Raw genomic sequence first — 20,442 nt, forward strand, 5'->3', positions numbered from 1 at the left:
CGCACCAATGCAACAGTCTTCGAGAATTGACATTCTCTCAACTGTTGCATTTTAAGGAACGATTCACGCGGCTGCAGTTTGCAGTGCTATCAAGATGAAGTATGGAGGAGTTAGTATGAGGGTTATGATGAAAAGAGTGATTGCTGTTCTTTTTATTGCAGGATTTCTTGTTCCAACCGTATTGTTCGCGGATGGACGGAAGGATGTTGACAGTTTTTTGAAAACATATGAGGAGTTTGTCGTGAGCTGTGAGAAAGCAGCTAAGTCAAATGATGTAATGGCCATTGTGAACATGACAAACAAAGGAGCCGAACTTGATACGAAACTGGCAAAGTTACAAAAGTCAAAGCATTGGACACAGAAAGATACTGAAAAAATGCTTGCGCTGACAGTGAGATTTACTGCAGCGATGCAAAAGATGAATAGTTCAACGACATCTTCTCAGTCGCTTGGACTCTAAATGATGATTCTATGCCGTTTGAATGCCTCAAACGGCATAGATAGTAGCGGGATATATAATAACGTTAAGCTGCGCGAGGATACTGAAATTATCACTCCGATTGGTACGGTAAAAAGTATTGTCTTGAGCGATCATGAGACAAATAAAAACCTAAAAATCGTAACGAATTTTGCAGAGGCGGATGGTTTTACCGGTGTAATAAGGCAGCGCAATAAAAAAACTGGGAATAGATGAAAAGCGGCGAAGGACTGTACGCTTACTACCTCGCTCGGCAAAGTATTCGTATAAAATCGGAAAAGAAACCTACACGGCAATGCACTTTCTATACATTTTTTCAAACACTTGTTAAAATACGCCGTATGCGTTTATTCTTTTCATATTTTAAACCTCATTGGAAACTCTTTACTGCCGATCTGTGCTGTGCAGCTTTTATTGCAGCGGTAGATATTATCTTCCCTATGGCAAGTAGATACAGCATACAACATTTTTTACCCAAGGCTGACTATGCTGCCTTTTATACATTTATTGTAATAATGATAGGATTATATCTTATCCGCAGTGCTGCTCAGTATTTTGTAACGTATTTCGGGCATCTTTTCGGTGTTAAAGTTGAAGCGGATATGCGGCGGGATCTTTTTCGTCATATAGAAAAACAGTCTTTTCATTTTTTTGATACCAATAGAACCGGGCAGCTGATGTCCCGCATCACCACAGATTTGTTTGAAATTACCGAGTTATCGCATCACGGACCGGAAGACATCTTTATTTCAGTATTAACGTTGACCGGATCGCTGGCTCTTATGGCTTCTATCAGATGGGAGCTTGCACTGCTCCTGACGCTCTTTATACCCATTGCATTTTGTCATACTGTCCGCTGCCGTGTACATATTATGAAAGCGTCCCGCCGTATAAAAGAAGAAACTGCTGCCATAAATACCGCTATTGAATCAGCTCTCTCCGGAATACGTGTAACACAAATATTTACCAATGAACGCTACGAACAAGATCGGTTTGAAAAAAACAATCAGGCATTTTATACGGCAAAAAAACGTTTTTATTGGAATATGGCATTTTTCTTTAGCCGTTTAGAATTTTTTATTTCAATGTTACATTTGGTGATTATTGCCGCGGGTGGTTTTTTTATTATGCAGCAGACGATGACGCTTACCGACCTTATTACCGCAACGCTTTTTGCCGGTGCATTTTTACAGCCTATCCGCCGGCTTACTGCTTTTATTGAACTATACGCCAATGGTATGGCGGGTTTTAAACGCTTTAAAGAACTCATAGAAACAGATGATAGTATTATCGAACATGATAATGCGGTAGAAATTACTGCAGCGCATGGAAACATCTGCTATAATGATGTTTCGTTTTCGTATCAAGATGGGGTTACGGTATTAAAAAATATCAACCTAGATATACAGGCTGGGCAAACCATTGCCTTTGTAGGACCCTCCGGCGGAGGAAAAACCAGTTTATGTAATTTACTGCCTCGTTTTTATGAACCGTCCGCAGGAACAATTACCCTCGATGGGCGGAATATACAGGATATTACCGTGCACAGTTTACGGCGGCAAATCGGTATTGTGCAACAGGAAGTTTTCCTATTTGCCGGTACTATTAAGGAAAATATTGCTTATGGAAACAGTGCCGCTTCTGAACAGGATATAATACATGCAGCAAAACGGGCTGAAATCCATGAAGATATTATGCAGATGCCGGACGGGTATAACACGCTTGTCGGAGAGCGGGGGGTACGGCTTTCCGGCGGGCAAAAACAACGGGTTGCGATTGCTCGAACCTTTTTAAAAAATCCTCCGATTTTAATACTTGATGAAGCAACTTCGGCGCTTGATACCGCAACGGAAATAAAAATTCAAAAATCATTTGAAGAACTCGCACAGGGACGTACAACGCTGATTATAGCCCACCGCTTGTCAACAATCCGCAGTGCAGACCGTATTGTAGTGGTTGATGATGAAGGCATTTGCGAGCAAGGAACACATACAGAGCTATTGGCAAAAGGCGGTGTCTATACCGCTCTCTATAACGCACAAACCAACATGAGCTAAAAGACAGAGAGGGGCGAACTAAAGCGTATTTTTTCCGCACGAAAAGCAAATAAACAGGAGGTAAAGGAGTATGAAGAAAATGCAACAGCATATATATAAAACTATTGATTTTCCCCCGCTGACAGATGAGCAAAAAAAAGAACTAGTGCTGTTGGAGTCAAAGAGCGAAAGCGAGATAGACTATTCAGATATTCCGGCAAATCTTGATACGCCTATTTTTCCGTATTATTTTCAGTCTTTGAAAGTTCCCAAAACAGCAATTCATACAAAGATTGATAATGATAATCTTGAGTGGTTAAGGAAAGATGGAAAAGGGTACCAAGCGAGGTTAAATAATGTCATACGCTGGGCAAGACTTAACAATTGCCCAATTTCAACGCTATAATTAGAAAAACATATGAATATGATAAAACGAAGGCAACTGGTACAAACAATATGACGCAAACAGAACAGCAAAAAGCAGCAAAGAAATTCAGTGAGAATTGGAAAGGCAAGGGCTACGAAAAAGGAGAAAGCCAAAAATTCTGGCTTGATCTTTTGTGTAATGTCTTTGGCATTACGGATTTTACAAACTTCATTGAGTTTGAAGATCAAGTTAAATTAGACCATACGTCGTTTATTGACGGCTATATTCCTTCGACAAAAGTCCTTATAGAGCAAAAAAGCATTGATAAAGACCTAAAAGCCCCCATAAAGCAATCCGATAACACGTATCTCATACCCTTTCAGCAAGCAAAACGCTATATTACGGAACTTCCCGTTTCAAAACATCCGCGCTGGGTCATTACATGCAATTTTAAATCGTTTTTGGTGTACGATATGGAGCAGCCGAATGGGGAGCCTGAAGAAATTCTACTTGCAAATCTTGAAAAGGAAGTGTACCGCCTTTCGTTTATAACCGAACAAGGAAATGAGCGTATAAAAAAAGAGCTTGAAGTTTCCAAAAAAGCCGGCGACATTATCGGTGAGATTTACGATGCTCTTCTTGCTCAGTACCACGATGGTAAAAATCCCAGTCCTGCGACCTTAAAAAGCCTAAACATGCTGTGTGTGCGCATAGTATTCTGTCTGTATGCGGAAGATGCCGGAATATTCGGGCATAAGTCAATTTTTGGCGAATACCTGAAAGGCTTTGATGTAAAAGACCTGCGGCGTGCGCTGCTTTCGTTGTTTCAAGTGCTGGATCAAAAACCGGAAGAACGGGACGAATACCTTGAAGAAAACCTTGCCGCTTTTCCGTATGTAAACGGCGGGTTATTCACGGAAGAAGATCAGACAATTCCGCCGCTGACCGAAGCAATAAAAGACCTTTTGGTAACGCACGCGTCGGCTGAGTTCGACTGGAGTGAAATCAGTCCGACGATTTTTGGAGCCATTTTTGAATCGACGTTGAATCCGGAGACCCGCCGCTCCGGCGGAATGCACTACACCAGTATCGAAAATATTCACAAAGTTATCGACCCGCTTTTTATGGATGAACTCAATGCAGAGTTTGAATCGCTGAAAGAAATAAAATCGGAGAAAGTGCGGAACGAAAAACTGATTGCATTTCAAAAGAAGCTGGGCAGCCTTACCTTTTTAGATCCCGCCTGCGGAAGCGGTAATTTTTTGACGGAAAGCTATTTAAGCCTCCGTAAGCTGGAAAATAATTGTATAAAACTCAGGCTTGGAACGCACGGTTCCGCACTCGACCTTTTGGGCGAGGACTTTGCCATACACGTTAAAATTGAGCAGTTTTACGGAATCGAAATAAACGACTTTGCCGCCGTCGTTGCAAAAACCGCGCTTTGGATTGCAGAAAGCCAGATGATGAACGAGACCGCCCGCATTCTCGGGAGAAACTTGGACTTTTTGCCGCTTAAGTCATACACAAACATCGTTGAAGGCAATGCGTTACGGCTCGACTGGGAAAGCGTCGTGCCGAAGGGTGCATTGCATTATATCATGGGAAATCCGCCGTTTGTGGGTAGACGTTATCGTGAAAAAGAGCAACAGCAAGAAATAGCTCAGTTTTTTGAATATAAAGACATTGATTACGTTGCTTGCTGGTATTATAAGGCTTCACAATATATTCAAGGAACGGATATCCGTTGCGCACTTGTTTCTACCAATTCGATCACACAGGGGGAACAAGTTGCAAGCATCTGGAAACCGCTTGTTGATTTATTCGGCATACACATCGATTTTGCATATAGAACATTCCGCTGGGACAGTGAAGCAAATCTCAAAGCTCATGTCCATTGTGTCATAATCGGCTTTAGCTATTTTGAAAACAAAAAGAAAAAAATTATTTTTTTAAATGAAAATCAATGCGTTGAAGCAAAAAATATCAACGGGTATTTATTGGATGCTCCTAATATTTTTATAAATACTCGATCTAAACCACTTTGCAACGTTCCCTTGATGAAAAACGGTAATGTTCCTCTTGATGGAGATGCTTTAAAAATAGAACTTGAGGATTATCCGAAATTCAAAGATTGTAAGTGGATAAAACAACTTATGGGCGGCAGGGAACTCTTGCACAATGAAAAACGTTATGTTTTGTGGTTAGTTGGAGTCTCTCCTGTTGAAATACTAGCGAATAAAGAAGTTTATAAACGTGTTGAATTGTGCCGCACTAATAGACTTGCAATGAAAGACAAATCTACTCAAAAACTTGCAGATACGCCAACAACTTTTCGAGATACGAATAATCCTGAAAACTACATTGCAATGCCCATGGTTTCTTCGGAAAACCGTCGCTATATTCCTATGACGTATTTACATGGAGATGTAATTCCAACAAATCAGATTCAAACAATCCCCGATGCTACCCTCTACCATTTCGGCATTCTTACTTCAAACGTCCACATGGCGTGGATGCGCGCCGTTTGCGGGCGTTTAAAAAATGATTACCGCTATTCAAAAGACATCGTATACAATAACTTTCCGTGGTGTAATCCTACGGATGTGCAAAGACAAAAAATAGAGCAAACGGCACAGGCAATATTAGATGCACGGTCAAAATATCCTGAAAGCACTCTTGCAGACCTCTACGGTGAAACAATGTATCTTTTTTCCGACCTGCTTGAAGCACACCGTGCAAACGACCGTGCCGTCATGCAAGCCTACGGTTTTCCTGCAAAAATGAGCGAAAGCGAGTGTGTCGCCGAATTATTTAAGCTGTACGAAAGGTTTACCGGTAAAAAATAGACCTGTTCGATAATTGCGTTTTCGAACAGGTTTAATGAGAAGCACAGGCTACCGGTCATAGCCGGCGGCAAAAGTTTATATCAACCCTTTATTCACTGCATCCATGAGAAAATCATTTACTTTTGTCTGCCAGCCCTTACCCATTGATCTGAAATGGTCAACAAGATATTTGCTGAGCCTAATTGAAACTTGCTCTCTTTTCGGTTTAAAATATTCAGGGTATCGCGGTTTAAAACCGGTAAAATCCGTAATTTCCGGAATGTCAGAAAAATCAATTTTATTATCAGGTATAGAATTTTTTTCACATTCCGAAATAATTTTTTCTAAGTTCATCATAATAAAATTTCCTTTCAGTTGAGGTAGCATGACGGGCGCTTATAATTCTTTGATGCCCATCTTTTTGGGTATATACAACAAATAAAATAATCTGTGCTTTTATTCTTCCAATAAGTTTATAGCGAGTTTCTTCAAGGCTCGAATTTTCTCTGTCGATAGATTCTATTGCAAAATGGTCATTAAACACGTCAAGGACTTCTTCAAAAGAAAAACCGTGCTTTTTGACGTTTATTTCATTCTTTTCACTATCCCACTCAAATTGTCTCTGAACAACTGTCATTAAAAGAACCTCTTTGTATACCTGAATTGTATTTCTTTTATGTAGGTTTGTCAACTCTTTCTCTGTTCAAAAACTATGCCGTTGACAACACCGGCTACATTTAGAACCTCTTGTTTCACAATTTTTCGCATTAAAATCCAGATACAACACCGGCTTAAAAATTTTTACTCTCCTATCACCGCCTGATAGACTAACTATGCTATTAGTTAATTGGGACAATCACTGAAAATCTAGTATATGTTCGATTTTAATTTTTAAGGAGAAACATCGATGGAAAAAGTTATTTGGTGTGGCAAACAGTGGCTTAATAATTGCGGCCCTCATTATATAGAACCTGTTTTTGGGGTCAAACGGTTCGAAAGAGCGGAAAAAAATACGAATTGGTTTCAAAAACAATATGATAAAAAAACATTCACGGACTTCTTGAAAGACGCTATCGAAAAAAATAATGTAGAACAGAGGAGAGAATCAGCAGGCAACTAAGATGCCCTGTTATTGGTATTAAGTATGGTTGGTATATTTTGGCTTCTTCCCGATTTATCTGATTTATTTTATGTCGATAAAACAGACATTGCATTTGCACAAAAATATGGTGATTGGCTCCTATCTCAAGAAGACCATAGTAATGTATGGGAGAAATTAAAACAAAATGGTTATTTGCATTATTTACCGAAAAGATACAGAGATGAGTATTGGAAATTACCAAGAGGCAGGGTCTCATATAATATATTACTTGGTAAATATTATGTATATCATGGCGATTGGTTTTTAATAAAACATGCCAAAATTATTGAGAAAAAATTTGAGCTTCCCGTCAATCATATCGTTTATGAAGAAGATGAACACTATTCGAATACTATCAGTTGTTAAAAAGATTTTATCCCTCTATCACTGTCTGATAGACTGACTATGTTATTAGTATAGTCGTCGGGACAATTACTGAAGGGAAAGCGGGGGAACTATGCAGACGGATATAATAAGATTTATCGATGATGAAAGTAAGCAGGAATGTATGGCTGTAGCCGGGTATCTTTATAATCTATGTTCGGATAGTAAACATCTGGATAATTATAAATCATTACTGATGTTATTACAGGCACTTATTGTGCGTCTAAAAAAAGAAACACAAGCTGAAACAATTGTGCAAGCATTTATTCAAAAAGGAATAAAGGAAAAACAGCTAACGGTATTTACGCCGGGAAAGAATTACAATCATCCGTTTGAATATGGGAGTAAATTGGATGTAAATTTTAAAGAAGATACGAAAATCGCTGCTGCCATCGACAATTTTACGACCGATTCCATTTTTACGATAAATCTTTGCCGTTGTGTTTTTATGCAGAGAGAAAACCTTGCTAAAATTGTCGCACTTATTTTCTTTTCCGCCAAGATAAATAACAATGATACGTATATCATTCCTCAGAAAATAAATGTTTCGGCACGGATAACCAAGATACTTAATGATATAACTCCTGTTGAATTTCTATTTGATACATTACATCTTTCACACCAAGAAGCTGTATTGCTTACGGCAGCATATAGAATACGAACAATCTATGAACTCTATAATTTTTATGGGGATGTATTATACCAAGCCACAGAAAATCAAATAACGATATATGCAAAATGTATTAATACGTCTTTACAAGCAATAAGAAGCTTATTTGAGAATGATAAAAAGCTTATTTCATTCGGGTTAATGCAAGATAGCGGGTATATCGAAGACGAAAGTATTTATTGTATTTACAATAAAAATTTTGATGCGTTTTTTTCCGGAACATTAAAGGAAGAAAAAACAAACGCTGCCTTTAATCTCAATAGCTACTCTATAAAAAAAGGGTACTCAAACTTAGCAGTACAATTTCTAAAAAGTAACTTTCCGTCAAATATTTTACTCTATGGAAGTCCCGGATCCGGTAAAACGGAATTTGCAAAAACACTTGCAAAAGAAAGCGGATTGCGACTGTTTATATTTAAAAATGAGCTGGATACAGATAGAGCATTACAACGCTTACATTGCATTCTTTCTATTCCTAAACAAGATACACTGCTTGTTATTGACGAAGCTGAAAATATCTTAAAAACAATTGAGCCGCATTTTAGGATGTTCACAAGCATTACTCAAAAAGGAATTGTAAATAAGATGCTTGATAATAATATCAATAAAGTTGTGTGGATTGTTAATTATACTGATCTTCTTGACATATCTACGTTGCGGCGTTTTACGTATTCAATTAAGTTTAATGAAATGCCGAAATCACTTTTGAAAAAAATTGCACAGTCGAAATTACAAAACAGTAACATAAGCGGTAAAATCTTACATACACTTGTTGATCTCTGCGACAACTACCGTATAACAGGAGCCTCAATTGATAATATGATAAAAGCGGTGAATAGTGTTCATTGCAGCACTCAAACTGAAGAGAGAATCGTTATTGATGTAAAAAATACGCTTGAAGCAAATTCCGGACTTGTATACGGTAGTTCCCATGCCGGTAGAAAAATACAGATGACATACGATATTGGAGCGCTCAATACCTCTATCGAACCGGATGATATTCTCACGATGATAAAAAATGCAACAGCGTATGCTGATTCTGCACAAACAGAAGTTCCCGCCGGAATCCGTATGCTGTTTTACGGATTAAGCGGTACCGGAAAAACAGAATTTGCACGATATATTGCAAACTCTTTGGCTAAAGAGCTTATTTTAAAAAAAGCCTCTGATATATTAGGAAAATATGTCGGCGAAAGTGAACAGAATATTAAAGAGGCTTTTGAAGAAGCGGAAAGACAAGATGCGATACTGCTATTTGATGAGGCTGATTCATTTTTTACTAACCGTTTCAATGCAGAAAATACTTGGGAGCGGACAATGGTCAATGAATTTTTAATGCAGATAGAAGCTTTTAACGGTTTATTGATTTGCACTACCAATATGCGCAGCATCATGGATCCTGCATTGCAGCGCCGCTTTCATATTATGGTTGAGTTTCAAGCCCTCTCTGCAAACGGAATAAAAACTTTGTTGATGAAATATTTTCGTAATGTGTCATTTAATGCTGATCAAATAGAAAAGCTCAACCAATGGCAATCCGTTACTCCGGGGGATTTTAATGCACTCTATGGAAAAGCACGGTTTATGCCGCAAGAAAAAATAACTTCTGAATATATTATTACTGAATTAGCACAGATGCAGCAAGAAAAAAACGGCGTACAAAAAATGATCGGATTTAGTATCAATGCATAACTGATAGGTAATTTAGGAAACATAACCGGAGGACAATATGGAACAAATATCTGCATTACGGCTTACTGCTGAAGAAAAAGCCAATGTACAATTGTTGAGAATAACGGATGGCATACTCATCGGTGTAACAAATAGAGACGACCTCACCGGAAGTCTTATATTACCGGACACTATTACCGAAATCGGGAGAAAAGCATTAAGCGGCTGTACGGGTTTAACAAGCATTACCATACCGGACAGCGTTACTCAAATCGGTGAGGAAGCTTTTGGTGCGTGCAGCCGCTTAGCAGTTATCAGAATTCCCGAGAGCGTTACCGAAATCGGAAATAATGCCTTTTGTAATATTCAAAGCAACGCACAGTTTATCGTTGCAAGCAATGCAGTAAAAAAACTACTAAAGCATTCTGACAGTTCTATACAAGATGAACACATTATCGTAAATCGATTGAGCAGCGAGGTACTCACCCCTCCGCACGAATAAAATCAAGGAAAACAAGCTATGACTGAAATCCCGCCATGCGGCAATATCGAATACTATCAGTTGTTAAAAAGATTTTCACCTCTATCACCGCCTGATAGACTTACTATGCTATGAGTAAACCTGTTCGGAAACTTCCGTTTCTGAACAGGTTACCTTGAAATGCGATGTTCTAAATCGTGCTATTTGTGCGATTTAGAACTCGGCGACCTGTTCGAAAACGCAGTTATTGAACAGGTCGAGTATAGTCGTTGGGACAATTACTGAAGGGAAAGCTCAAGAAAATATTTTGTATGCTTGACTTTTTGAAGGGGGGGGGGGTATTATGGAAGAGATTTCATTGAATTGGGGCGATGTTAACAAAATGACAGCTCATGTAAATTCAGCACATGCTGTGTGTACAGGAACAACAAATAGGTTACACGTATTCAATTCGAAAAATAAATGCCAAAAGGAGATTATTATGGCACAGAAATTTTATTGTAAATGGTGTGGTACAAACTATTCAAGTGTTTCAAGTTTAACTTCCGGTCATTGTTCTCGTAATCCGGAAGGAAAATACCACGAGCTGTATGAAGGGGCTGAGAAAAGTCAGTATACCTGTAAGTTTTGTGGATCGAAATATTCTTCATTATCAAGTTTGACAAGCGGCAGCTGTAGCAAGAGCCCGTATAAGAAACACCATCCCGCGTTATAGAGAGAAATTGAACAGTTGGTAATAAAAAATTCGCCAACTGTTCATATATTTTGAAAAGAATAGGAGTTCTGTATGAAAAAAATTATCGGTATTTTTTATTTTTGTATCACTGTAGTCTTAACACTCTACAGCCAAGATTTATTTCCGTATCAAGATGAATGGAAAAAAGATACGTATGGCTATATTGATCGTAACGGAAAAATTATCATAAAAGCTCAATATAAAACAGTCATGCCATTTATTAATGGCGTGGCAATAGCAGAAGATTTTAAGGAAAATAAGTTTTATATAACGCCGGACGGAAAAAAAATAGATATAGATACTACAGGCATGAGAGGTCCGATAACAATATTGACACCTTTCTCTTCAGAAGTTGGTTTAATAACAACATGGTATGCGGAAAAATATTTTGTAAATAAAAAAGGAAAAGTTGTTTCACCAAGATATTATAGAGCTTACCCATTTTCAGAAGATATTGCAATTGTGTATGCAGATGATAAAACCATAGCAGTAAATAAAGACTTTAAAGAACTGTTTGAAGTTTATGTAGATGTAGATAACGTTCCTGAAACGTATGGTTTCAGTGAGGGGCTTATTGCTGTTCAAAATGCAAAAGAAGAATGGGGATTCATGGATAATCAGGGAAAGATTGCAATAAAGCCAAAATTCAAATGTCATCATCGCTCAAAGTTGCCTAGTCCGTTTATCGGTGGATATTCATGGATTAGAAAATCATTTAATTCATTTTTTATCATAAATAAAAAGGGCGATGTGGTATATGAATTTAAAATAACCGGAGCTGATTTTCCAGAATCTTATTTTTATCTTAGAGATGGTTATCTTATTTACGACGATGAAGAACTGACAATTAGAAATCTTCAAGACAATACGGAGATAACAACTCAAAGAGGTGATTATTTTACTAACAATTTAGGTATTGTAAAATTAGGAAAGAATTTTTTTTATGGCGGTAATATTTTTTCTTTTGATGGAAAATTGATTAAAACTATCCCGATAGAAAATCTACAGTTATGGTCGGATAAATATTTATATTCTTCAGAATTTGATATTATCTTTGATGAGAACGGTGAAGTAATCCTAGGGTCAGAAGATAAGAGACAAGAATATTCAAATGTCGTACGAAAATATGAGGAGAAAAAAAAATGAACAAAAAGATTGACGAACAGCTTTTACGGATTAACAATCTTCACTGGCTACCGTGGATAGGAAAGAACTATATAAACAGTCAGACAAAGCTGATGGTATTGGGAGAAAGCCATTATCTTTGCACAAGCGACAGTCCCGACGAGTACGGCATCGATTTTACCCGCAGCTTTATCGGTATGCATCAAAACGGCGAGGAAGGAACAAACGTTATCCGCAATTTTGAAAAAACAGTATTGAATAGAGATTATGATGAAGAGCTGAGCAAAGAAGAAATGACGGCAATTTCTGACAGCTTTGTCTACCAAGTCATTATTCAGCGTCTCCTCAGCGCAAGCGAAGAACGCCCCGACGATTCCGATTTTCAAGCCGGCTGGCATATCATTTTAGAAACGATGAAAATACTCAAACCGAATACGGTTGTTTCATTGGGCGTAAAAGCCTTCGATGTATTAACCAATTTGGAATACGAAGGGCTTACCATTAAAAAAGAAAAATGGGGAGATGATAAAATCAACAATGCCTATCCGCGCTATTGCCGTATAGAGCTTGACGGACATCCTATCGACATCATTTTCCTCCGTCATACCAGCGGAACGATGGGCGGTTACTATCCGAAAGAATGGCATAAATTCTTAAAAAAATATTTTGATGTCTCCCGATATTTGAGTGAATTGAAGTTATAGAAACAACCATAAAGTGCTGGAATCTGCAAAAACATTTTACGTTTTTTGCAGATTCCAAAATCTCCCCTTTCCTACTATAATAACACTATGAAAAAGAAACCAAACCGTGCGATTACTCATCAAATGTTAGAACGTCTCACGTATATTCATAACCGGATAAAAGCAGAATGCTTCCCTAAGACATCCGAACTTGCAAAAGAACTGGAGTGCAGTGTTCCGACAATAAGCCGCGATATAACGTTTTTGCGGGATCGGTTTAATGCACCCATTGAATATAATGCGCAAAAGAAAGGATTTTATTACAGCAAAAAATATGAAATGCCGATCCAAAATATTTCGCAAAAAGATGTAACGGCGCTCGTCGCTGCAAAAACGCTGCTGCAGCAATATCAGGGAACGCCGATCTACAAAGAACTCGTTGATGCCATTGATGTTATTACGTTTCCGCAAAGGCAAGGAACGGGAGCGTTTATTGACCGTATCGCCGTTCCGCCGATGCCTTATGCCATTATCGATGAAGCGGTATTTACTGCACTCTACCAAGCGATGATTCAAAACCGCACGATCGAATTTGATTACTGCGGCGTGTTGGATAGCGGGAAGGCACACCGGCGTGTCCGTCCGTATCAGCTCCTTTTTGATGACGGGCGATATTTTCTATTCGGCTATGCAGAGGAACGCCAAGCGGAACGGCTTTTTTATATTCCGCGTATTGAACACCTTTGCATTACCGATGAGCTTTTTACACTTCCTGAAAATTATGACTTTATCTCCCGCTGCGGCGGCGGAAGATTCGGCTCATTTATGGAACCGGAAACCATTACCTACCGCATTGCATTCTACGGCGAATCTCGTCTCGCAATAAAAGATTCCGTATGGGCGGACGACCAAAAAATTACCGAATATGATGCAGAAGGGAAAACTGAAATAGTCTTTTCCGCAGCGCAAGGCTACCGGATATTGAAATGGGTCTTATCTCACGGCTCAAACGCACAGCCGCTTGAACCGAAAGATTTTGTGCAAGACTGGCAAGCAGAAATACAGGCTATGGTGCGACGGATGCAATGAACGGACACAAACCGTTGCCAGATGCGACAACATAATGGATAAATGGAATAACAGATGCACTTTGTACAAGCAAAAGGAATTTTATCGGCTAAAAATGGAATGAACCTCTCTATGATGAGCAAAAGAAAGCTCTAAGTTTTTCTTCGTTCTGTGGAGACATGCCATAATCCCCCTCAATACCGCCGTCTCCCAAGTGTAAAATACGGGTACAAGCAGAAATCAAAAACTCAGCATCATGTGTTACAACAAAGAGCACTTTGCCCATAGCAGAGAGGTTTTGAAAGAGGCGGGAACCATTGATCATGCTGTCATAATCCAATCCGCTGATAGGTTCATCAAAAAGTAACATGTCTCTCTGGCATACCATGCTTACCTCGTATTATCAGCGCTGCAACTACTATAATTTTAAATGTCCTTTATAGGAACTCGTCTGCTTTTTATGCTATACTTTACGCCCAATGATCGATCGGAAGATATACTGAAAGCGTATACGAGCCGTCCGTACTTTTTGTGATAAGATCGAGAGGAAATTCATCATAAAGCCGATAATCATTTTTGTCGGTACACAAACTTTCAAGGTACCACGCCTTGGATTTAAACAAAAGGCGAAGCGGATAAATCGTACGCTCAGTTTTCTACCGGATTATCCCGTTCACTCTTTTTTCCTTTTAGGCTATACTGCTCGCTATGATTACAGTAAGCGATGTTAGTTTAAAATTTTCGGAAAAACCTCTTTTCAAAGATGTCAATTTAAAATTTACCCCCGGGAACTGCTACGGGATTATCGGAGCAAACGGGGCGGGAAAGTCAACCTTTCTCAAGCTGCTTTCCGGTGAATTGGAACACGACAGCGGTGAAATCAGTATTACGCCGGGAGAGCGGATGGCAGTTCTGCGGCAGGATCACTTTGCTTTTGATGAATATTCCGTCAAAGACACCGTATATATGGGACACCCGGAGCTCTATAAGATTATGAAAGAGCGGGAAACCATTTACGAAAAAGAAGATTTTAGCGAAGCAGACGGCATCCGCGCATCGGAGCTTGAAGGCGAGTTTGCCGATATGGGCGGCTGGGAGGCGGAGAATCAGGTAGAACAGATGCTTTCCGGTCTCGGTTTGGAAGAGGCAAACCACGAGCGCATGATGAGCGAACTGGATGAGAGCCAGAAAGTGCGGGTACTATTGGCACAGGCGTTGTTCGGCAATCCCGATATCCTCTTGTTGGACGAGCCGACGAACGGTCTCGACCTTGAATCCATCAGCTGGCTGGAGGAGTTTCTCATTGAATTCCCGAATACGGTGATTGTAGTATCGCACGACCGGCACTTTTTGAACACCGTATGTACGCATATTTGTGATATTGACTTTGGAAAAATCCGTCTGTACAGCGGTAACTATGATTTCTGGTATCAGATGAGTCAGATTATGCAGCGGCAAGCGCGCGATCAGCAGAAAAAGCGTGAAGAAAAGATGAAAGACTTACGCGAATTTATCCTGCGCTTTGCTTCTAACGCGGCAAAAAGCCGGCAGGCAACCAGCCGTAAAAAAGTGTACGACAAACTTGCACTGGAAGAGCTGGAAGTTACCACTCGGAAGTTCCCGTACGTGCACTTCAAACCGGATAGAGAAATCGGCAACAATGTTGTTCGCGTAGAAAAGCTCAATTATACCTCGAAGGAAGAAGGTTCCGGCAACGGTATTACGCTTCTCAAGGATTTCAGCTTAATGGTAAACCGCACAGACAAAATCGCTTTTGTCGGGCAGGAGCATAACTCAAAATCGGCTTTCTTCGATATTATTGCCGGTATTAAAACCGCCGATTCCGGTGATGTGTATTGGGGGCAAACCGTTACGAATGCCTACCTCAGCAAAGATAATTCCAGCTACTTTGAAACAGATTTGAACATTACCGACTGGCTGCGGCAGTTTTCCACAGAGCAAGACGAAGCATACGTGCGCGGCTTTTTGGGACGGATGCTTTTTACCGGCGATGAATCGCTCAAACCCGTCAAGGTGCTTTCCGGAGGGGAAAAGGTACGGTGTATGCTCAGTAAGCTGATGCTTTCCGGCGCCAATGTGCTGATTATGGATGAGCCGACCAATCACCTCGACTTGGAAGCGATTACCAGTTTGAACGAGGCGCTCATCGCCTTTCCCGGCGTAGTACTATTCAACTCGCATGACCATGAGTTCATCTCATCTATCGCAAACCGCATCGTAGAAATTACCCCCGGCGGTGTTATCGACCGGATGATGCCGTTTGACGACTATATCCGCGACGAACAGGTACACGAACTCCGCAACGAATACTACGGCGGTTCTGCAAAGAAGATATTGATCTAAAAACACGAAACAATGCGGATCCTATATGGGGCGCTGCTTCATCCACCATAATAAGCATCGTATCTGTAGGCACCTCTAAAAATCTCTCGTGGATTTTTAGAGGTGCCTGAGCATTACCGGTGTAAGGCTCTCCTCTGCTATCTGTATGCCGATATTCGATCGCCGCCGCTTCCTGCCGTATGAAAATACAATGCGCAAGATAAAAACCATCGGGATTTATCTAAAACAATCGAATATATTCATCGAAGATAAATGTACGGTTGCGCCGGTAACCCGTTGATTCTTTGAGAATTGCTGCTTCCGTAAAGGCGCTAAGTAAGCTATTTGCAGCCTTTGCTGAAAGATTCAAAGCCTCCTGAACGGTCGCACTGGTTACAATTGGTTTACTAAAAAGAAGATTCAATAAATCAACACCGATTGCCGTTCGTTTTCCAAAATTATTAAGAATTGTTTTCTCATAGCCTCTGCGTAAATCGATAATATGCTTCAACGTATGAGCTGCATTTTGAGCAGTTTCACTGACACCTGCTAAAAAGAACTTGATCCATTGCGTAATATCATTTTTTGTCCGCACTAATGTTAAATTATCGTAGTAAAGTGCTTTATGCTTTTCAAAAAAATCAGAGAGGTATAAGAGCGGCTGCTGTAAAACTTTGCTATGCACTAAATAGAGTGTTATGAGGAGCCTCCCTATTCTGCCATTACCATCTAAAAAAGGATGGATGGTTTCAAACTGGTAGTGTGCAATAGCTATGCGAACAAGGTGCGGGATTTTAATGGTGTCATTATTTAAGAACATTTCGAGGTCAGACAACAATTCCGGCAGGTGTTCATGTGAAGGCGGTACAAAAACAGCATCAGTCAACGTAGCGCCGCCAAGCCAATTTTGTGAAACACGAAATTCTCCCGGGGTTTTATGTTCACCTCTCCCCTTTGAAAGCAGTATTCTATGTGTATTTTTAATCAGCCGGTTCGAGAGCGGGAGTGTATTCAATTCATTGAGAGCGCTATTCATCGCCTGTACGTAGTTATGAACTTCTTGCCAGTCATCACGCTTTTCCGGATCAAGATTATTCTGTTCATTGAACGCTTCTTCGATATTTGTCCGGGTTCCTTCTATACGATTGGATACAACGGCTTCTTTAAAAATATGCATAATGATAAATCGATCTAAGTCCGGCACCAAAGAAGAAAAAGAGTTCAGTTCCCCCAAATGCAGCGAGGCTTCTTCCAAAAGCGCATTGATTGAAGGGTCTTGCCACGAAAAGCTATGATTAACTTTTTCAGGTAGAAAATACTGATATTTATATCCCTGTTTAAAGCATCCTGATTTAAAATCTTTTATATCCATAAAGCTTCCTATACAGCTCATCATAGTTGTATTCGGCAAAAAAAACAAGTTATATTTTCCTTTAACGGCTTAAAGTAAAATATAAGATTTTATAATTTCCTTTTCGAGCTATTTCTGGCAGAACTACACCCTGAGAGCTTCTACCCGATCAATTACCTTTCTGTTTAGCAATGTATACAGATGCGAAAGCCCCTCTAAAAATCTCTCGTGGATTTTTAGAGGGGCCCTAATTATGAGTGGTTATGCAATATTATTTAGCTTAATGTCTGTGTTTGCGGTTGTTTTGCACCATAACGCCCGGAGGCAAAAACTAAATTGCCGAGCCATTCTGCGCTATCTTGGGTACATAAGCCGCGCTCCATCCGCCATATCCAGTTTTTGCCGAGGGTGGAAGGCTCGTTTATGCGGGCTTCTGCACCCAGCGCATAGAGGTCTTGAAAGGGAATAACCGCAAAAACTGCCGTTGAGAAAAAGGCTTGTTTGATCAGCTCTTCACATAAATCGTCTTTGAATGATGAAGGCTCAATAACATACGCACCGTCAGAATCTTGGCTTTTTTCCGAACATAACTCATCAAGCAGTTCCGGTTCAGGTTTTTCTCCATAAAGATAGAAAAGCAGCACATCAAAGTCATCCCGTGTCAGTGTGTCAAGCCATGCCCGTAGGGTTGTGTTATCATGGGTACCGGTATACACAACGGAATTTTGTGTATAGGTATGCGGTAAAAAGGTATTGCTAAAGCCATGTTCGCGCACTTCTGCACCGCTAAAGGCAAATTGCAGAATCTTCATACCGGGTAAATGGAAATCGTCACGGAGCCGTTCAACCCTCGGCGTAATGATGCCGAGGTCTTCTGCAATAATGGGTAAGCCCTTTGCATAGTCACAAACATTTTCTTCTCCGGCAGCTTGTGCATCTTTCGTTTTTTTAATCAGATGGCGCTGTACTGCTTCAAAAAAAGCATGATCAGGACCGGGCAGCCATTCACCTTTCACCGCATTTTCAGCACCGAAGGGTATTGCCCAATAGGCTTCAAAACCGCGGAAGTGATCAATCCGGATATAATCTACCAACTCCAAACACGCATCGATACGGTCAAGCCACCAGCGGTATTTTGCTGCCTTCATTTCATCCCAATTATAGAGCGGATTGCCCCACAGCTGCCCCGTAGCACTAAAATAGTCAGGCGGAACTCCTGCGACAACCGTCGGTACCCCGTTTTCATTGAGCTGAAACAGTTTTTGATTTGCCCATACGTCCGAGGAGTCCGGTGCAACAAAAATCGGAATATCGCCGATAATGGAAATACCTTTTCCGTTTGCATACTGCCGAAGCTGTTTCCATTGTTCAAAAAAGAAGTATTGAATAACCTTGTACACTTCAATCTCGTACCGATGTTCTTGCACCCAGCGTTTGATCGCAGTGGAATCATGCCGCGCTAAATCTTGTGTCCAATAATTATTCCAGAGCTTGCCAAAAAGCCCTTCCTGCGCAGCTTTTGTATCATACACTTCCTTAATAGACATAAACAGCGCATACTCATCAAGCCGTTTGTGATTCTTTTTGAAAGTTTCAAACGCATCTTTTAACGCTGTCCCGGATGAGCTGCTATCTTCTCTTATCTTACTCAGCAGGTTTGATGCAGCCCTTTTTAAAACCGGCATTTTCCAGTATACCACTGAGCCGAAATCGATATTGCCTTCAGTAGAAAGATAATCCGGCAGTGAAGTATCATCAGCAGTAAGAAAACCTTGTGTAACCAGTGTTTCCAAGTCGATCAGCAGCGGATTTCCGGCAAAACTGGAGAACGCAGCGTAGGGAGAATCCCCATAGCCGGTCGGACCAAGCGGCAGTACTTGCCAGAGCCGGATATGTGCGGCATACAGCCAATCAATAAATTCGTACGCTGATTTTCCCAGTGTACCGATCCCTTCGTTACTTGGAAGAGAAGTAGGATGCAGCAGTATACCTGCCGAGCGGTCTAAGTGCGTTATAGGCATAAAATCTCCTAGCATTATAGTAGGGTTTGTATTATCCCCATGGGAAGCTCCCCACAGATTGTCATTAAAAATGAACGTTTCTTTTCAGCCGCTAAAATTGCGCGGCTGAAAAACACCTCGAGTTTACTCATCGCAAACATCACAGATTGCCTGCCGTTTCTTATTTTATTCCGAAACAGCGTAATGCAATAGTTGTCGAGAAGAGGTATTCTCTCAACTGTTGCATGTATAGGAACAGTGCAAAAACTATATCACACCTTACTGCTTATGAAAAGATAATGAATATGGCAACGCTACTGCTTGGATTAAAAGTTTTTAATAGACATATCCAATCAACTTTGTTAAAATATCGTACAGAATATGAAAATTTTAGTTACCGGTTTTGATCCATTCGGCGGAGAAAAGGTTAATCCGGCACTGGAAGCCATAAAATTGCTGCCTGCAGAAATCTTAGGCACAAAAATTCTCAAGCTGGAAATTCCCACAGTGGTGGGAAAGTCATTAGCAAAAATAACCGCAGCCGTTGAACAAGAAAATCCCGATGTTGTGCTGAGTATCGGGCAAGCAGGCGGGAGGGCAGACATTTCCGTTGAACGGATTGGCATCAATATTGATGACTGCCGCATTCCTGACAACGAAGGAAATCAGCCCATTGATGAGCCTGTTATACAAGACGGACCGAGCGCCTATTTTGTAACCATACCGATAAAAGCTATTGTGGAAAAAATACGCGAGCATAAAATTCCTGCCTCAGTGTCAAATACCGCGGGAACTTTTATCTGCAATCATGTGTGTTACGGTGTTGCCCACCTTGCGGCACAACGAACTGCCGCGGGTAAACCAATGAAGAGCGGGTTTATCCATATCCCGTTTCTGCCTGAACAAGCAATCGGGAAACCTCTTTTAACACCTTCTATGAGTGTAGAAACCATTCTCCGCGGGATTACGTTAGCACTTGAAGCTATTATAGAAAATAATACTGATATAAAAGTTTCGGGCGGTAAAATCTGTTAACCAGCTGTACTAAAGCAAAGACGGCTGTGTAGAGACGGCATCCCTAAA

At 40.4% G+C, this 20,442-nt stretch carries 20 protein-coding genes; 14 read left to right on the forward strand and 6 right to left on the reverse strand.

Features of this window, described 5'->3' with window-relative positions; all coding sequences use genetic code 11:
• Nucleotides 1-124: 124 nt before the first annotated feature.
• From ACTTJ8_RS07460 to ACTTJ8_RS07480, 5 genes are all read left to right on the forward strand, one after another.
• Complete coding sequence (locus ACTTJ8_RS07460; protein ID WP_442720774.1) at nt 125-460, forward strand: hypothetical protein; 336 nt, start codon at nt 125-127, stop codon at nt 458-460.
• On the forward strand, nt 461-694 hold the full coding sequence (locus ACTTJ8_RS07465) for a hypothetical protein (protein WP_442720775.1): 234 nt from the start codon (nt 461-463) through the stop codon (nt 692-694).
• A 125-nt stretch (nt 695-819) separates the two neighbouring features.
• Nucleotides 820-2,535 carry an ABC transporter ATP-binding protein gene (locus tag ACTTJ8_RS07470; protein WP_442720776.1) on the forward strand — a complete coding sequence of 572 codons (1,716 nt, stop codon included), beginning with the start codon at nt 820-822 and terminating at the stop codon, nt 2,533-2,535.
• A gap of 70 nt (nt 2,536-2,605) precedes the next feature.
• Entirely contained in the window at nt 2,606-2,920 is a 315-nt protein-coding gene (locus ACTTJ8_RS07475; protein ID WP_442720777.1) for a BrnA antitoxin family protein, read from the forward strand.
• 50 nt (nt 2,921-2,970) lie between these two features.
• On the forward strand, nt 2,971-5,727 hold the full coding sequence (locus tag ACTTJ8_RS07480; protein WP_442720778.1) for a DNA methyltransferase: 2,757 nt from the start codon (nt 2,971-2,973) through the stop codon (nt 5,725-5,727).
• Between the two features lie 75 nt (nt 5,728-5,802).
• On the opposite strand, the gene ACTTJ8_RS07485 is transcribed toward ACTTJ8_RS07480, so the two are convergent.
• Nucleotides 5,803-6,063 (reverse strand): BrnA antitoxin family protein, encoded by a 261-nt coding sequence (locus ACTTJ8_RS07485; protein WP_442720779.1) that lies wholly within the window; start codon nt 6,061-6,063, stop codon nt 5,803-5,805.
• Entirely contained in the window at nt 6,029-6,343 is a 315-nt protein-coding gene (locus ACTTJ8_RS07490) for a BrnT family toxin (protein ID WP_442720780.1), read from the reverse strand. Before ACTTJ8_RS07490 ends, ACTTJ8_RS07485 begins: the two co-directional genes overlap by 35 nt.
• 270 nt (nt 6,344-6,613) lie before the next feature.
• Between ACTTJ8_RS07490 and ACTTJ8_RS07495 the strand changes: the two genes are divergently transcribed.
• From ACTTJ8_RS07495 to ACTTJ8_RS07525, 7 genes are all read left to right on the forward strand, one after another.
• Nucleotides 6,614-6,826, forward strand: a complete 213-nt coding sequence (locus ACTTJ8_RS07495) for a hypothetical protein (protein ID WP_442720781.1) — start codon at nt 6,614-6,616, stop codon at nt 6,824-6,826.
• 24 nt (nt 6,827-6,850) lie between these two features.
• Nucleotides 6,851-7,213 (forward strand): hypothetical protein, encoded by a 363-nt coding sequence (locus ACTTJ8_RS07500; RefSeq protein ID WP_442720782.1) that lies wholly within the window; start codon nt 6,851-6,853, stop codon nt 7,211-7,213.
• A 91-nt stretch (nt 7,214-7,304) separates the two neighbouring features.
• Nucleotides 7,305-9,593, forward strand: coding sequence for an AAA family ATPase (locus ACTTJ8_RS07505; protein ID WP_442720783.1), 2,289 nt, complete (start codon nt 7,305-7,307; stop codon nt 9,591-9,593).
• 37 nt (nt 9,594-9,630) lie between these two features.
• Entirely contained in the window at nt 9,631-10,074 is a 444-nt protein-coding gene (locus tag ACTTJ8_RS07510; RefSeq protein ID WP_442720784.1) for a leucine-rich repeat domain-containing protein, read from the forward strand.
• A gap of 766 nt (nt 10,075-10,840) precedes the next feature.
• Complete coding sequence (locus ACTTJ8_RS07515; RefSeq protein WP_442720785.1) at nt 10,841-11,935, forward strand: WG repeat-containing protein; 1,095 nt, start codon at nt 10,841-10,843, stop codon at nt 11,933-11,935.
• Nucleotides 11,932-12,618 carry a hypothetical protein gene (locus tag ACTTJ8_RS07520; protein WP_442720786.1) on the forward strand — a complete coding sequence of 229 codons (687 nt, stop codon included), beginning with the start codon at nt 11,932-11,934 and terminating at the stop codon, nt 12,616-12,618. The genes ACTTJ8_RS07515 and ACTTJ8_RS07520 overlap by 4 nt, the downstream gene beginning before the upstream one ends.
• Before the next feature lie 87 nt (nt 12,619-12,705).
• On the forward strand, nt 12,706-13,686 hold the full coding sequence (locus tag ACTTJ8_RS07525; protein WP_442720787.1) for a helix-turn-helix transcriptional regulator: 981 nt from the start codon (nt 12,706-12,708) through the stop codon (nt 13,684-13,686).
• A 109-nt stretch (nt 13,687-13,795) separates the two neighbouring features.
• Here the strand turns inward: ACTTJ8_RS07525 and ACTTJ8_RS07530 are convergent, their stop codons facing one another.
• A complete protein-coding gene (locus ACTTJ8_RS07530) occupies nt 13,796-14,035 on the reverse strand; it encodes a P-loop NTPase family protein (RefSeq protein ID WP_442720788.1) in 240 nt (79 codons plus the stop codon).
• Nucleotides 14,036-14,135: 100 nt separating this feature from the next.
• Nucleotides 14,136-14,306: a WYL domain-containing protein gene (locus ACTTJ8_RS07535; protein WP_442720795.1), complete on the reverse strand. Its 171-nt coding sequence runs from the start codon at nt 14,304-14,306 to the stop codon at nt 14,136-14,138.
• 67 nt (nt 14,307-14,373) lie between these two features.
• Between ACTTJ8_RS07535 and ACTTJ8_RS07540 the strand changes: the two genes are divergently transcribed.
• Nucleotides 14,374-16,029: an ABC-F family ATP-binding cassette domain-containing protein gene (locus tag ACTTJ8_RS07540; protein WP_442720789.1), complete on the forward strand. Its 1,656-nt coding sequence runs from the start codon at nt 14,374-14,376 to the stop codon at nt 16,027-16,029.
• A 220-nt stretch (nt 16,030-16,249) separates the two neighbouring features.
• Here ACTTJ8_RS07540 and ACTTJ8_RS07545 read toward each other — a convergent pair whose 3' ends face one another.
• On the reverse strand, nt 16,250-17,380 hold the full coding sequence (locus ACTTJ8_RS07545; RefSeq protein WP_442719037.1) for a Fic family protein: 1,131 nt from the start codon (nt 17,378-17,380) through the stop codon (nt 16,250-16,252).
• Nucleotides 17,381-17,634: 254 nt separating this feature from the next.
• Nucleotides 17,635-19,380 carry a 4-alpha-glucanotransferase gene (malQ, locus tag ACTTJ8_RS07550; protein WP_442720790.1) on the reverse strand — a complete coding sequence of 582 codons (1,746 nt, stop codon included), beginning with the start codon at nt 19,378-19,380 and terminating at the stop codon, nt 17,635-17,637.
• A 360-nt stretch (nt 19,381-19,740) separates the two neighbouring features.
• Here malQ and pcp point away from each other — a divergent pair, with 360 nt between their 5' ends.
• The gene (pcp, locus tag ACTTJ8_RS07555) at nt 19,741-20,394 is read left to right on the forward strand and encodes a pyroglutamyl-peptidase I (RefSeq protein WP_442720791.1); all 654 of its coding nucleotides are present in this window, start codon (nt 19,741-19,743) and stop codon (nt 20,392-20,394) included.
• Nucleotides 20,395-20,442: the final 48 nt, after the last annotated feature.

It is taken from the genome of Treponema sp., assembly GCF_052169735.1.
Classification (GTDB): domain Bacteria; phylum Spirochaetota; class Spirochaetia; order Treponematales; family Treponemataceae; genus Treponema.

Coding starts and splice junctions, on each gene's coding strand:
- ACTTJ8_RS07540 (WP_442720789.1), top strand. CDS start 14,374: ATGATTACAGTAAGCGATGTTAGTTTAAAATTTTCGGAAAAACCTCTT.
- ACTTJ8_RS07505 (WP_442720783.1), top strand. CDS start 7,305: ATGCAGACGGATATAATAAGATTTATCGATGATGAAAGTAAGCAGGAA.
- ACTTJ8_RS07520 (WP_442720786.1), top strand. CDS start 11,932: ATGAACAAAAAGATTGACGAACAGCTTTTACGGATTAACAATCTTCAC.
- ACTTJ8_RS07530 (WP_442720788.1), bottom strand. CDS start 14,035: ATGTTACTTTTTGATGAACCTATCAGCGGATTGGATTATGACAGCATG.
- ACTTJ8_RS07460 (WP_442720774.1), top strand. CDS start 125: ATGATGAAAAGAGTGATTGCTGTTCTTTTTATTGCAGGATTTCTTGTT.
- ACTTJ8_RS07500 (WP_442720782.1), top strand. CDS start 6,851: ATGGTTGGTATATTTTGGCTTCTTCCCGATTTATCTGATTTATTTTAT.
- ACTTJ8_RS07525 (WP_442720787.1), top strand. CDS start 12,706: ATGAAAAAGAAACCAAACCGTGCGATTACTCATCAAATGTTAGAACGT.
- ACTTJ8_RS07545 (WP_442719037.1), bottom strand. CDS start 17,380: ATGGATATAAAAGATTTTAAATCAGGATGCTTTAAACAGGGATATAAA.
- ACTTJ8_RS07480 (WP_442720778.1), top strand. CDS start 2,971: ATGACGCAAACAGAACAGCAAAAAGCAGCAAAGAAATTCAGTGAGAAT.
- ACTTJ8_RS07485 (WP_442720779.1), bottom strand. CDS start 6,063: ATGATGAACTTAGAAAAAATTATTTCGGAATGTGAAAAAAATTCTATA.
- ACTTJ8_RS07465 (WP_442720775.1), top strand. CDS start 461: ATGATGATTCTATGCCGTTTGAATGCCTCAAACGGCATAGATAGTAGC.
- ACTTJ8_RS07515 (WP_442720785.1), top strand. CDS start 10,841: ATGAAAAAAATTATCGGTATTTTTTATTTTTGTATCACTGTAGTCTTA.
- ACTTJ8_RS07495 (WP_442720781.1), top strand. CDS start 6,614: ATGGAAAAAGTTATTTGGTGTGGCAAACAGTGGCTTAATAATTGCGGC.
- ACTTJ8_RS07510 (WP_442720784.1), top strand. CDS start 9,631: ATGGAACAAATATCTGCATTACGGCTTACTGCTGAAGAAAAAGCCAAT.
- malQ (WP_442720790.1), bottom strand. CDS start 19,380: ATGCCTATAACGCACTTAGACCGCTCGGCAGGTATACTGCTGCATCCT.
- ACTTJ8_RS07475 (WP_442720777.1), top strand. CDS start 2,606: ATGAAGAAAATGCAACAGCATATATATAAAACTATTGATTTTCCCCCG.
- ACTTJ8_RS07490 (WP_442720780.1), bottom strand. CDS start 6,343: ATGACAGTTGTTCAGAGACAATTTGAGTGGGATAGTGAAAAGAATGAA.
- ACTTJ8_RS07470 (WP_442720776.1), top strand. CDS start 820: ATGCGTTTATTCTTTTCATATTTTAAACCTCATTGGAAACTCTTTACT.
- pcp (WP_442720791.1), top strand. CDS start 19,741: ATGAAAATTTTAGTTACCGGTTTTGATCCATTCGGCGGAGAAAAGGTT.